This is a genomic window from Comamonas terrae (assembly GCF_001544075.1).
Taxonomy (GTDB): domain Bacteria; phylum Pseudomonadota; class Gammaproteobacteria; order Burkholderiales; family Burkholderiaceae_C; genus Comamonas; species Comamonas terrae.
The window spans coordinates 67,319-78,737 of the sequence record NZ_BCNT01000020.1 but is presented as its reverse complement, the minus strand read 5'-3'; the positions used below and the strand labels follow the sequence as shown (position 1 = coordinate 78,737).

The following is an 11,419-nucleotide window of genomic DNA, read 5'->3' as shown; positions in this document are numbered from 1 at the left end:
CGCGCTGGGGTGGGGCACCGGCTGGATACCCGGAAACATCCTGCGCATCAACACCGTCGGCGCCATCTTCCCCGTGTGGGTCGTGCGCACCGTCCAGCCCGGCCCCGAGACCGGCATCCAGCACAGCTTCGCGCTGCTGGCCCGCGGCGACGTCGACCGCCCCTGATTTCATTGGAGATAACACATGGCATCCCCTGTCGATACATCCGTCAAACACTTCTATTCGTCGATGGCTGGCGCGCCGACTCTGGCCGGCCAGGCTGGCAGCATGATCGCTTTGCTTGATGCCTGCCTGGTCACGGGCTGGGGCCTCAAGGCCGTGGACAGCGCAGTCATCAGCAACGGCGTGTGCCGCATGAACTTCGCCAGTGGCAAGAGCGCGGCCGAAGTCGCGGCTGTCATCCTCGTGGCCGGTGCCACGCCGGCCGGACTCAATGGCGAGCAGAAGGTCACGGCCATCAGCAGCACATGGGTGGAGTTCAAGACCGCATTGCCCGACGGCCCCGTCTCCGGCAGTGTCACATTCAAGATGGCACCCGCTGGCTGGGCCAAGGTATTTGCAGGGACCAACCTCGCTGCGTACCAGAGCTTGGACCCTCAGAGCACAAAGATGTTTGTGCGCGTCGATGACACCGCAGCGGCGGACTGCCGCCTGCGGGGTTACGAGTCCATGACGGATGTCAGTACGGGCGTCGGATTGTTTCCCACGGACTCCCAGATAAATGGGGGTGGCTGGTTAAACAAATCCGGCACGGCAGGCGCCACGCCGGTCAAATGGCGCATAGTCGCAAATAGCCGCAGTGTCTATATCAGTGTCGTAGGGTACACGGCATCGGACTCCAGAGCGGATGCGGGGCGAACGGTATTCATAGGAGATTTCCAGAGTTATAGGCCGGGCGGCGATCCCTATGCATTCGCTATTGGGTGTGCCACTTCGTCCGGCTATAGCCAGACCACTGGTGTTTGCGACGGGGTCAACAACTCCGACCAGTACGCGCCTCGGGGCTATTCCGGCCTGGGCTCGGCGGTCGGACTGAACTCTTTTCCGGAAAGTGGTAGTACAGGTACTTCTGGCACGACCGGCAGTTTCGGCGCGTTCCCGAGTCCTATTGACGGGGGACTGCGCATAACGAGACGCTTGATGCTGGAAGGCAGTACGCCTCGGGGGGGCATCCCGGGGCTGTACACGATTTCGCAAAGCGGTGTCGGAGCCTACATTGCGCCACTGACCAGACTGCTCGGCGTAGGGCCGCTCGACAAGCGCAATTTGCTGGCGATCGGCTGCGGCTCTAACTCCAGTATCTACCCATCGACAAACCTCGGCATCAGCTTGATCGACATCGACGGACCCTGGGAGTACTGAGCATGGCGCGCATCAGTATTGGAGCTGTGTCGTTCGACATGGCATCCGGCACGACAAATACGGCGCCGGCCGCGGCTTACGCGAACTGGGCAGCGGAGCTGAGCGTGCCGTCGAGCGGGACGTTGCAAAACCTCGATGCCGACGATCTCGCTTTTCCGCTGTACACGGAGCATGGCGTGCTGGGTGTCTCTCGCATCTCATGTTTTGCCAGTGAAGGTGGTCTCGGGCTTTACGACACAACACCGGAGCCGACAAATTCAGTCAGCGTCTCTTATCCGGGGGTGAACCGAATGTATGGATTCGGAATGCCCGCACCGATATTCTTCACCTTCCATCCTCCCTCGGATTGCAATTCAGAGGGCACGCGGGTACAGCGCGCAGCAGCGGCAACTATCTTGACCGGGCGGATTCGCTCTCGCAATGACGGGACTTCCGCACTGGATTTCGCCGTGCGCCTGGCTAAAGGTGGCATCCAATTCTTGCTGGCTCCGGTGGGGCTGTTGGTCTCGTTCAAAGTGTTTGGCGCGCCGGGGCAGCCCGAGGTTGCCAATATCGACATGACCTCCGGCACGACCACACAGATCGACATCACAGGGCTGCCGTATCGTGAGTTGGACGGGACCCCCGCGTTGGCACGCGGTTTGATGACGCTGGGCCGTACCCCGGCAATCGCATATGGAGCACCGTATGTGGCACAAGACGGGTACCTGAGCGTCGAGCGCGGCTGCGTCAAAGATTATGTATCCGGGGTGCTGGGCCAGGGTGTGGGCCGCGTTTACGGTACCGTCAAACGCAAGGACCAGCCTGCCAACGTGCCGCTGAAGCGCCGAGTGCGTCTCGTGCGTGAGCGAGATGGACTGGTCATGCGCGAGATATGGAGCGATCCCATCACCGGAGAGTACGACTTCCGCTATATCGACGAGCTGCAGACGTGGACCGTGATCGCATACGACTACGAGCACAACTTCCGCGCCGTCATTGCCGACAACATCACGCCCGAGGTGATGTCATGACGCCGGAGTTTGAAATCTCCGCAGCCCACGCCCTGGTGCGCTTGCAAGCCACGCAAGCCTTTGCAGATTCCGGGCCGGCTGCCTCGACGATCCAGCTCTTTGATGCAACGTCACAGCTGCTGGCCACGCTCACACTGACCCGGCCCTGCGGCACCATCACCGAGGCCGGCTATCTGCAGCTCACCCAGGCCCAGGCCGGCGAGCTGATCCTTGCCAGCGGCGTCGCCGTATACGGCGTGTGGAGCACCAGCGATGGGCGCATGGTCGCCCGGGGCGACGTGACGGACGAGGCCGGTGCCGGCGTATTCCGGCTGGTGGGCACCAGCGGCACGCAGCTGTATGCGGGCGGCCTGGTCATCCTCGGTGAAACGCTGATCTACTGATATGGCATCGGTCGACCTCGTCTTCTCGCTGCCATACAAGTCCGGCAACCCTGTCGCTCTGGTCTTTGGCGACGACGGCGGTTTGCCGGGCGTGCCGGATGCGCACCTGGTTGTCTTTGCCCGCATGCCGGGGCTGCGCGGCCGTGTGGCGGCCCATGTGGGCAAGGGCATGGCCGCCTCCGCGCGCATGCCCGGGCTGCGCAGTGCATCGACCATCCGCTACAACACCAACACGCCCCGGCCCATGGTGGCGCGCGTGCAGTCCGTGGCGCAGCAGGCGGCGGCTGTCGAGACAGGCTGGGCCGCCGGCTGGCAAAACTCTGCCAAGCTGCCGGTGGGCTGGACCACTGGAGCGCAGGATGCCCGGCCGCTGCGCTCGCATACGGCCATGGCGTGGCAGGAGGCGCAGCACCGCGGCCGGGCCGTGGATGCGGTCTATCAGCAGGCCCAGCGCAGTGCTGCGCCCGCGCAGCGCATGCGCTGGCAGGAAGGTGCGCGCGCCCGCATGGCCCTGCAGGCGCATGCCGAAGATGCCATGCGTACTCGTGCAAGCCTGGCGGTGCGCTTTGAAGAAACCCTGCGCGATCGCCGTGCGCTGGTGCGCGTGGATGCCCGGCGCGCCATGGGCCTGCACATCGGCCTGTGCTCCGGCGCCGGGCCGGCCTTGCCGCTCCATCTGGCGCAGCGGGTGCGCTATCAGAAGGCCAGGCGCCCGCCGGCGGGCCGCTCCGCCCTCACGCCGCCCCGGCCGCCCGACCCGGAGCACTGCTATCGGCAGCACGTCGGCGGGCCGATCGAGCTGGTGCTGTGCAAGCCCTGGGCGCCGGCGGCCGACCTGCTGTTTGCATGCTGCAAGGCAGACGGCACCCCTGCGCGTTTCGTCATTCCCGTTCTGCCCGTCTACATGCAAATCCACCACCTCACCGCCCACCTGCTGCCCGGCATGGAGCCGGTCGCCCTCACGGACGTCGTGATCGCCGCGGACGACGACAGCTACTGCTGGAGCCTGTCGGCCCAGGGGCCCGAGCACCTGCTCGACCAGCTCGCGCCCGCAGGCGCGCTGCCGCAGCGCCTGCAAATCGGTATCGACGGCATCTCGTTCGTGTTCGCCGTCACCGGCCTGGCCCGCAGCCGCACATTCGAGCGGCGCAGCGTGGCCGTGCAGGGCATCAGCGTCACTGCCATGCTGGGTGCGCCCTACATGCCGCGGCAGACCTGGCTGGCCGAGGCGCCGGCCACCGCGCAGCAGCTGGCCCTGGCCGCGCTGGAGTTCACCGGCGTCGGGCTGGACTGGCAGATTGCCGACTGGCTGCTGCCCGCAGGCGCCTGGAGCTTTCAGGGCACGCCCCTGCAGGCCGTGCTGCGCCTGGCCGAATCGGTCAATGCCGTGGTGCGCAGCCACCGCACGGCCGAGCAGCTCGTCGTCGCGCCGCGCTATGCCCACCTGCCGTGGGAGTGGGGCACTGCCGTGCCCGACGTGCAAATGCCTGCGGCGGTCATCGTCACCGACGAACTGCGACCCGACCCGCGCGCCGAATACAACGCCGTCTACGTGGCCGGCGGCAGCGTGGGCGGCGTGCTCGGCCACGTGGTGCGCGCCGGCAGCGGCCGCGACAGGCTGGCGCCCCAGATCCAGGACGACCTCATCACCCATGCCGACGCTGCCCGCATGCGCGGCGGCTGGGCCCTGGCCGCCAGCGGCAACAAGCTGCAGCACACCATCGGCATGCCCGTGCTCACGGGCGGCACCAACCCCGGCATCCTGAACCCCGGCCAGCTGCTGGAAGTGGCCGACACCGGCGGCACCTGGCGCGGCCTGGTGCGCGGCGTCAGCGTCAGCGCCTCCATGCCCCGGGTGCGCCAGCAACTTGTCGTGGAAAGAACCGCCGCATGAGCACCAACCTCTACAAGCGCCTCAAGGCCCTGCTGCCAGACCAGCCCGTACAGACCGGCCAGATCGTCGCCGTGTTTGCCGACGGCACCGCCCTGGTCGCGCTCGAAGGCGCTGCCGGCCCCCTGCGCGTGCGCAACCCCCTGGCCGCCGCGGCCGGCGCCCGCGTGTACGTGCAGGGCGGCACCGTCACCGGCAACGCCCCCGCCATGGCCTACGTATTGATCGAAGTCTGAAGGAGAACGCATTGGAACCCACCACAAGCACCGGCGCCGCAGGCGTGGCCGGCTGGAAACTCATCGGCGGCCTGGCCGGGCTCGGCGTCATGGGGGCCGGTCTGGCCGCCATCGTCGTCATGTGCGCCAGCACGCCCCGCGACCCCAAGGAATGGGCCGTGGGCCTGATCAGCACCGTGGTCGCCAGCGTGGCCGGCGGCGCCGCCGTCGTGCAGTACCTCGGCATCCAGCACTGGGCGCTCAACCCCTTCGGCCTCATGGCCCTGCTGGGCCTGTGCTTCACCTGCGGGCTGCCCGGCTGGGCCCTCGTGCGCTGGACATTCAACGCCATTCGCAAACGCGAAGGCCTGGGCATCGACGACATTGCAAAGGAGGTCAAAAATGGACTTTGATACCGCATTCGCCCGCCTTGTCGGGCACGAAGGCCGCTACACCGCCGACCCGCGCGACGACGGCAACTGGACCGGCGGGCGGCAGGGCCGGGGCGAACTCAAGGGCACCAAGTTCGGTATTGCCGCCAACAGCTACCCGCATGTGGACATCAAAAATCTCACGCTGGAACAGGCCAAGGCCATCTACCGCGAAGACTACTGGGACGTGATCGGCAAGGCCCACCCCTCGGTGAAATTCCAGGTCTTCGACGCCGCCGTCAACCACGGGCGCGGCAACGCCCTCCGCATCCTGCAGCGCGCCGTCAAAGTGGCCGACGACGGTCACTGGGGCCCGCGCTCCCAGGCCGCGCTGGACGGCATGCAAACCCTCTGCGGCCACAACGACGTGCTGTTGCGGTTCCTCGCCTTCCGCTTCAAATTCTGGGCCAGCCTGGCCCGTTTCGACACCTTCGGCCGCGGCTGGACCAACCGCGGCGCGGACAACCTCCTTTTCGCCGCAGAGGACAACTGATGCGCGCCCCTTTGAGCCTGCTCATGCCGCGCATCGGGCCCGGCCTGCCCTGGGCGCTGGCTGTACTGCTAGCCCTGCTGTGCGCTCTGCAGACCGTGCGCCTGGCACAGCTGCAGGCATCCCATGCACGGCAGGCCCTGGCCCAGGCCCGGCAGGCGCAGCAAACCACGGAAACCGCAGCAGCAGCGCGGCTGCGGCACGCCGCCGCACAACAGGAAAACACCCATGACTACACCCGCAAACTCGCCACCCTGGAGGCTGGCCGCACTGCTGATGCTGCCCGCATTGCAGGCCTGCAGCACCACATCCGCGCCGCCGCCACCCGCAGCGCCCAGCTTGCCGGCGACGCCGCTGCCTGCCGGGATCTCGCAGATCGGCACCGGCGACTCGCCGCCCTTGCTGGCGAAGGCGCGGGAGTGGTTGGAGAGCTTGTCGGCCTGGTCGAGCGGCGAGACGCCCAGGTCGCCGCCCTGAAAGGGCAGGTGCAGGTCGATCGGCAACTGTTGGCGACCGATTGAGCAGGACCCAGAAAAGGCGAAAGCCCCAGGCGTTGCGACCGCCTGAGGCTTTCTTTCCCAACCCTTGCACAACCAAGGATCAGAAAGTAAATGAAGTTTACCAAGATGACCGTAACAGGACAATTGGACGCCGCAGGCGCAGACCGCTTTGCCCGCCGTATCGCCGTGGCCTATGTGCTGGCTGCGCTGGGCATCACTGCCGCAGGTCTGGGTGGCTTGATCGCAGCCATTCGTTGGTGGTGAAGGTGTCGGGGGCGCTCGGCGCGTCGGAGCTTTGGTCAGGGAGCCTGCGCCGGGCCGACGTGTACCGGTGTGGGGCGGTGCGCCAACCCTTTTTCCTGATTGCCTGGGGCGGATGGGAAAAGGGTTGATCGCATTGAACAACCGATTTGTGATGCGCTGGCGGGCACTTGCCTGTGCTAGGCTCCAGTTCACTGCCGTGTAGGCAGCTTAGAAAGTAGCGCTCATGGTCGACGTGCAGGCGGGCCTGTTCACTGCCGTGTAGGCAGCTTAGAAATCGATGAAGCCCTGGCGAAGCAGGCCGCAGGCGTTCACTGCCGTGTAGGCAGCTTAGAAAGATGTGAATAAAGCATTCGGGCGTCAGGTCGTGTTCACTGCCGTGTAGGCAGCTTAGAAAACTTGTAGAGGCTGTCGTGGCTGGCGCCCATGGTTCACTGCCGTGTAGGCAGCTTAGAAATTCACGGGTTGCTCTCCCGCAGACACTGCACCGTTCACTGCCGTGTAGGCAGCTTAGAAAAGGTCAAAGCGCGCAACGCCAAAGTCTTCGGCGTTCACTGCCGTGTAGGCAGCTTAGAAAATTTCAAGATCGGGCGAGACGCGCCGAACCGCGTTCACTGCCGCACAGGCAGCACCCCTAAAACAGCAGGGTGTCGGCGACCCTGTTGTTTTAGGATTTTTCGGCGCTAGCCCATACCTGGAAAGCGCTGATAGCTATCAAAAACGGACTACTTGAAGGTCATGCGCAGCAGGCCCTGTGCGGGTTGCTGGTCGGCGGGCAGATTGGGCAGGCCGGGTCGGGCGGCCTGCTTTTCGCGGTGCTGGGCGCGCTGGGTCAGCCGCTGGGTGCAGGCCGTTGCCAGCGTGGCCAGCTGCGCATCGGTTGCACTCATGATCTCGCCGTCGGCGATGCGCTGCGGCAGGCTGTTGAAGGAGACCACCATCTGGTCGGAGGCAATCGGCTGGGCATGGGGCAGGGTGGGGCGGCCCTGGCTGTCGTAGTTCAGGTTCAGCAGATAGCGGCTGTGCTGCCACTCGTCTGCATCACCTTCCATCACCGCATTGAACACCGTGCGATGTACCTGCGCTGCGGCCTCTGCAGCCAGAGAGAAGGCCAGCTCCATACGCTGCGTGTCCGCAGGCTGGTGCAGTGCGGCTTCCATGCGGTTAAAGGCGTCGATATAGGCCAGCTTGAAGGCCAGCGCCTTCTTGCCCGTAAAGCCCATGGCCAGCAGCGTAAAGCCGTCGCGGGTCAGGCGGTAGGCGGGGTAGGTTTGTCCGTTTTGCTCGTCGGTGACTGAGGTCTCCGCAAAATTGCGGACACCCCCTTCGGGCAACTGCGCGCAGAGATTGCGAATGCCGCGCAACACGTCGTCATGGCGTTTGCCAAAGTGGCTAGCTAGATCGGTGCTGAGAGTGGTGGGGATGCCGTCAACGATGGTGACGGTGGGAAATATAGCCAGTGGGGGCTGAGACATGGTGCTGCTCCTGTTCGAGACTTTTGAAGCCTTATCGCAGCGTTCTTACGCACTGCAATAAGGCGGCCGGGAGGTTAAGAACCTGGGAACAGCCAGGCGGACTTCTTCCCCTTGCGGGTCTTGTATCCGTCGCCCTCCCGGCCATAAATCAACCGTCTGCAAGAGTGCAGGCGTGCAATGTCCGGGCGCAAAAAAACCGCCAACTGTCGGGTGCGGTTCTTCCGCTGTTCCTTAGGAGTTCTTACGCTCCACCTCTTGCGAGGTGTTGCTAGTATACTGCAAATTTGCTTGGAACCAAAGTAGTTAAATATTCAGGTATTTAATTCGAGGCAGTATTTTTTAAAGAAATCTCCGCGAACAACTCGTGCGGCACGTCCATGAGTTGCTTGATACATATATGAATAATAATTGTAAAACTCTGAGCTAGTATCATTTTTATTATTCATTACTTGGCTCTCTAAGTATTCGAGATTGCTTCTAAATTTGGATGGCAATGAATTTAAGTGGGTTGCGATTTCTACGACGAGGGTAAAGAAATTCGATTTTCTGAACCACATTGAATCAACAGGCAAATCTAAGTCTTTTATGATGGCAAATGTCTTAATGAGCAATGCAATCATATGGTCTTTATTTGGATAATCGTCATTTAGGCCGGAAACTTTCGGCTCGACTTCTCTGTCTTGTGCAAAGTACCCACCATTTTCGATGGTTGCCATAACTAAAAGAATGAAATGCAAATCAGCCATCCGTGTGAACTCAGACTCACGAAGGACACCATATTGCTCTAGAGCGATATTCTCTAGAATTGTTTTTGCTGCTTGAATAAAATGCCCATCGTAAACGGCATTATGAATCTCAATATCGTCTAGTTTGAATTTTGTTAAATTTATTCGTCGAAAAATTTCCCTGGTTGTTTCTTCGTCAACTTTTCCTAGATCTCTCATTACGATTTGATAATTAATAAAATTCTCTTTTTGAGATTTACTTAATGATTGGTATGATGGAACTTTGGTTGGTGGGTGCTCGTGCTTTCCTTCGATATAGTTTCGAATTGTAGTTAATCTCTGCTGTCCATCAATAACTAGCCGTGTCGTTCTGAGTTTTTGAACATCAACATCGCCTTCGCAAACATAAATCTCAGGGAACGGTAGACCATTTAAAATGGTGTCTATGAATGCTTCCTGGTGCTCATGAGTCCAGACAAATTTTCTTTGAAAATCTGGACGTAGTGTAAGCTTCCCTTCGTCAATCAGTTGATATACGTCTGCAACTGTTGGGTTTGTAACACTTGGTTTTATTTGTGAAGTCATTGTTGAGTTTCCAGTTGAATTCTGCTTCTTATCGAGCGTAAACCACTCAATGTGTAGTTTTCAAGGTGGGCATAGCTTTTAAATGCCCCCGCTGTTACTTTGTAATTTCCTACCTCTGAATTTCCATGCGAAATAGAGTCAAAAAAGCCAAACCAATCATCCTTTATTTCTCGAATACGAAATGACGTTGGTAGTAGATCAGGTCGCATCCAGCCAATTGCACCATATTCAAGAAAGCGATGATATTGATCTAGTTCCCTAGATGAAACTGTTCGTCTGTTTTCGCGGAGTTCCATCTGGTATCCATGAATAGATGCCATAATTTTATCGTATAAGGCAGAGGATATAATAGCTACGTCAATATCTGAGTCATAGTCGAAAAGTTTATTCTTTCGTGGGCTAAAGCCTAATTTTCCAGATCCAGTAATGAATATCTCGTGGAAATTTATATTGAATTTATCCGCAATTCTTTTTCGAAAATTATAATAAGCATCTTCATTTCCATTAAATACAAACGGAGTTCCGTGCAAACTTCGGCGTCGACAGAAATCCAAAATACTCTCTTCAGTAGTGGAAGCTGCCAGAGCTTGATTAAATTCTTGCATAACCGGTGACATTTGCTTTTAATGTATTTTTGATGATTAATGGATGAATTGAGACTGAACGATCTAGCACTTTAACCGGAATTGTTCATCTCTAGCGGTCTTTCGCTCTCTACGAACCCAATCCAGGTCGTAATATTGGCTGCCCGCACGCCCCATGCTATCCAGCGCTCTGACGCGCTCTTCAAGCCCATCGCAGGCTTGCTTTTTGCTAGGCTCGGCGGGTTGTGCAGGGCGGTTTTGATAGACAACCGTGGGGGCTGCGGTATTGCGTTGGGTTTTGCGCCACTGCGCTTCCGCCTGGGCGACTTTTTGATCCCAGGGCAGGCCGGAGGGCACGGTTTCCGTGCGCTCCAGAAAAGCGTTTTGCTGGCCGCATTGCGCGCTGGACCAGAACAGCCCGCCGCCATGGCCTTTGCACAGATAAACGGTGCTGCCTGAGTGGCCGCTGTGCAGGGTGGTGGTTTTGTCTTCCACCACCTTGCCGCCCTTGCATGCTTCTTGAGAATAGGTATTGCCGCAGCGATAGATGGGCTGCGCTGTGGCGGCGGCCGGCAGCAAAAAGGCTGCGGCGAGGGCGAGCAGAAAATGCATGCAAGGCATTATCTGCAAAATCTGGTTACAAGTGGATTGCCCGTTGTCGCCAGTGAGATGTTGGGTGCACAGGATTGACCTCGCCTGTTAATCGTGGTGACTTATATCGCCATGCTCAAGCGGGGCAGGAAAGCCTTGGTCGCACATAAGCGGGCCGAAGCCCGCGCTTTTATGCGGGTCAGTTGATCGCAAAGCAGTACATCAGTCCGGCGCTGCCGCTTTGTTGGAGCTGCTCGATGCTGCAGCCGCGCGTGCCGTGCGACGAGTTCCACGAGGCATTGGCCACAGGGTCGGGGTTGGTGCCCTTGTGGTCGTGGTGGCCCACGATGGCAGAGCCGCCGTCGCTCCTGGTCCAGTTGCCACAGGTGGTGTCCTTGCCGGGCTCGGGCACGGCCACGGTGCCGTCAGGGCGCGAGCCGGTCAGGATGTCGTGGCGGTTGACCTCATCGCCAAAGCCCGAGACGACTTCGCCTTTCTCGGTCAGCGAGGTGTCCTTGCCGACCTTGGCATTGGGACTGTGCAGGTCGGCCACGCTGGTTGCAATGACCACGCCCTTGGCATTGCGCCACGGCCCGTTGCCGATGCGATCGCGCGCATTCACGGCTGGTTGCCCGTTCAGTGCCGCATTGCTCAGGTAAGCGCGCCAGGTCTTGTTGCCTGCACCTACGCTTGCGGCCAGAGACTGGCAGTAGCGGTCGGCCCCGGCCAGCCCGCCCAGGTCGCCGCCCTTGCCCGGGTTGGTGCTGGTGATGAAGAAGCTCATGGGGTTGCCGCCCGACGACCCCATGGCGCCGCAACCAACAATCAGTGCGGCAGCCGCAAGGGCGGTGCTGGCGGAAAGAACCAGACGACGGGACATGGCAGGCTCCTGAGCAGTGGTGGAGCACGCAG

At 60.6% G+C, this 11,419-nt stretch carries 14 protein-coding genes and 1 CRISPR repeat array; of the genes, 9 read left to right on the top strand and 5 right to left on the bottom strand.

Going from position 1 to position 11,419, the window contains the following annotated elements; all coding sequences use genetic code 11:
* Nucleotides 1-184: 184 nt before the first annotated feature.
* From Cte04_RS19810 to Cte04_RS19770, 9 genes are all read left to right on the top strand, one after another.
* Nucleotides 185-1,363 carry a hypothetical protein gene (locus Cte04_RS19810; protein ID WP_066483237.1) on the top strand — a complete coding sequence of 393 codons (1,179 nt, stop codon included), beginning with the start codon at nucleotides 185-187 and terminating at the stop codon, nucleotides 1,361-1,363.
* A gap of 2 nt (nucleotides 1,364-1,365) precedes the next feature.
* The gene (locus tag Cte04_RS19805; RefSeq protein WP_066483229.1) at nucleotides 1,366-2,376 is read left to right on the top strand and encodes a hypothetical protein; all 1,011 of its coding nucleotides are present in this window, start codon (nucleotides 1,366-1,368) and stop codon (nucleotides 2,374-2,376) included.
* The gene (locus tag Cte04_RS19800) at nucleotides 2,373-2,759 is read left to right on the top strand and encodes a hypothetical protein (protein WP_066483228.1); all 387 of its coding nucleotides are present in this window, start codon (nucleotides 2,373-2,375) and stop codon (nucleotides 2,757-2,759) included. The genes Cte04_RS19805 and Cte04_RS19800 overlap by 4 nt, the downstream gene beginning before the upstream one ends.
* 1 nt (nucleotide 2,760) lies before the next feature.
* A complete protein-coding gene (locus Cte04_RS19795; RefSeq protein ID WP_066483220.1) occupies nucleotides 2,761-4,653 on the top strand; it encodes a hypothetical protein in 1,893 nt (630 codons plus the stop codon).
* Entirely contained in the window at nucleotides 4,650-4,886 is a 237-nt protein-coding gene (locus tag Cte04_RS19790; RefSeq protein ID WP_066483217.1) for a hypothetical protein, read from the top strand. Before Cte04_RS19795 ends, Cte04_RS19790 begins: the two co-directional genes overlap by 4 nt.
* A gap of 11 nt (nucleotides 4,887-4,897) precedes the next feature.
* The gene (locus tag Cte04_RS19785) at nucleotides 4,898-5,278 is read left to right on the top strand and encodes a hypothetical protein (RefSeq protein ID WP_176573168.1); all 381 of its coding nucleotides are present in this window, start codon (nucleotides 4,898-4,900) and stop codon (nucleotides 5,276-5,278) included.
* On the top strand, nucleotides 5,268-5,789 hold the full coding sequence (locus Cte04_RS19780) for a glycoside hydrolase family 108 protein (RefSeq protein WP_066483215.1): 522 nt from the start codon (nucleotides 5,268-5,270) through the stop codon (nucleotides 5,787-5,789). The genes Cte04_RS19785 and Cte04_RS19780 overlap by 11 nt, the downstream gene beginning before the upstream one ends.
* Nucleotides 5,789-6,307 (top strand): hypothetical protein, encoded by a 519-nt coding sequence (locus Cte04_RS19775; protein WP_245633455.1) that lies wholly within the window; start codon nucleotides 5,789-5,791, stop codon nucleotides 6,305-6,307. The genes Cte04_RS19780 and Cte04_RS19775 overlap by 1 nt, the downstream gene beginning before the upstream one ends.
* Nucleotides 6,308-6,397: 90 nt before the next feature.
* Nucleotides 6,398-6,550: a hypothetical protein gene (locus Cte04_RS19770; RefSeq protein WP_153260315.1), complete on the top strand. Its 153-nt coding sequence runs from the start codon at nucleotides 6,398-6,400 to the stop codon at nucleotides 6,548-6,550.
* Nucleotides 6,551-6,736: 186 nt separating this feature from the next.
* A CRISPR array of direct repeats spans nucleotides 6,737-7,124; the repeat unit is 28 nt; unit sequence GTTCACTGCCGTGTAGGCAGCTTAGAAA.
* 148 nt (nucleotides 7,125-7,272) lie between these two features.
* Here Cte04_RS19770 and Cte04_RS19765 read toward each other — a convergent pair.
* The 5 genes from Cte04_RS19765 to Cte04_RS19745 all read right to left on the bottom strand — a co-directional run bounded on the left by Cte04_RS19765 (nucleotide 7,273) and on the right by Cte04_RS19745 (nucleotide 11,387).
* Nucleotides 7,273-8,022 carry a Rha family transcriptional regulator gene (locus Cte04_RS19765; protein ID WP_066483211.1) on the bottom strand — a complete coding sequence of 250 codons (750 nt, stop codon included), beginning with the start codon at nucleotides 8,020-8,022 and terminating at the stop codon, nucleotides 7,273-7,275.
* A gap of 311 nt (nucleotides 8,023-8,333) precedes the next feature.
* Complete coding sequence (locus Cte04_RS19760; RefSeq protein ID WP_083526765.1) at nucleotides 8,334-9,332, bottom strand: DUF262 domain-containing protein; 999 nt, start codon at nucleotides 9,330-9,332, stop codon at nucleotides 8,334-8,336.
* The gene (locus Cte04_RS19755; protein WP_083526769.1) at nucleotides 9,329-9,937 is read right to left on the bottom strand and encodes a hypothetical protein; all 609 of its coding nucleotides are present in this window, start codon (nucleotides 9,935-9,937) and stop codon (nucleotides 9,329-9,331) included. The genes Cte04_RS19760 and Cte04_RS19755 overlap by 4 nt, the downstream gene beginning before the upstream one ends.
* A gap of 63 nt (nucleotides 9,938-10,000) precedes the next feature.
* Nucleotides 10,001-10,528, bottom strand: coding sequence for a hypothetical protein (locus Cte04_RS19750; RefSeq protein ID WP_245633454.1), 528 nt, complete (start codon nucleotides 10,526-10,528; stop codon nucleotides 10,001-10,003).
* A gap of 178 nt (nucleotides 10,529-10,706) precedes the next feature.
* Nucleotides 10,707-11,387: a hypothetical protein gene (locus Cte04_RS19745; RefSeq protein ID WP_066483206.1), complete on the bottom strand. Its 681-nt coding sequence runs from the start codon at nucleotides 11,385-11,387 to the stop codon at nucleotides 10,707-10,709.
* Between the last annotated feature and the right edge of the window lie 32 nt (nucleotides 11,388-11,419).

What these genes read in the sequence shown, in the direction of transcription:
- Cte04_RS19810 (WP_066483237.1), top strand. Translation starts at nt 185, where the DNA reads ATGGCATCCCCTGTCGATACATCCGTCAAACACTTCTATTCGTCGATG.
- Cte04_RS19805 (WP_066483229.1), top strand. Translation starts at nt 1,366, where the DNA reads ATGGCGCGCATCAGTATTGGAGCTGTGTCGTTCGACATGGCATCCGGC.
- Cte04_RS19800 (WP_066483228.1), top strand. Translation starts at nt 2,373, where the DNA reads ATGACGCCGGAGTTTGAAATCTCCGCAGCCCACGCCCTGGTGCGCTTG.
- Cte04_RS19795 (WP_066483220.1), top strand. Translation starts at nt 2,761, where the DNA reads ATGGCATCGGTCGACCTCGTCTTCTCGCTGCCATACAAGTCCGGCAAC.
- Cte04_RS19790 (WP_066483217.1), top strand. Translation starts at nt 4,650, where the DNA reads ATGAGCACCAACCTCTACAAGCGCCTCAAGGCCCTGCTGCCAGACCAG.
- Cte04_RS19780 (WP_066483215.1), top strand. Translation starts at nt 5,268, where the DNA reads ATGGACTTTGATACCGCATTCGCCCGCCTTGTCGGGCACGAAGGCCGC.
- Cte04_RS19775 (WP_245633455.1), top strand. Translation starts at nt 5,789, where the DNA reads ATGCGCGCCCCTTTGAGCCTGCTCATGCCGCGCATCGGGCCCGGCCTG.
- Cte04_RS19770 (WP_153260315.1), top strand. Translation starts at nt 6,398, where the DNA reads ATGAAGTTTACCAAGATGACCGTAACAGGACAATTGGACGCCGCAGGC.
- Cte04_RS19765 (WP_066483211.1), bottom strand. Translation starts at nt 8,022, where the DNA reads ATGTCTCAGCCCCCACTGGCTATATTTCCCACCGTCACCATCGTTGAC.
- Cte04_RS19760 (WP_083526765.1), bottom strand. Translation starts at nt 9,332, where the DNA reads ATGACTTCACAAATAAAACCAAGTGTTACAAACCCAACAGTTGCAGAC.
- Cte04_RS19755 (WP_083526769.1), bottom strand. Translation starts at nt 9,937, where the DNA reads ATGCAAGAATTTAATCAAGCTCTGGCAGCTTCCACTACTGAAGAGAGT.
- Cte04_RS19750 (WP_245633454.1), bottom strand. Translation starts at nt 10,528, where the DNA reads ATGCATTTTCTGCTCGCCCTCGCCGCAGCCTTTTTGCTGCCGGCCGCC.
- Cte04_RS19745 (WP_066483206.1), bottom strand. Translation starts at nt 11,387, where the DNA reads ATGTCCCGTCGTCTGGTTCTTTCCGCCAGCACCGCCCTTGCGGCTGCC.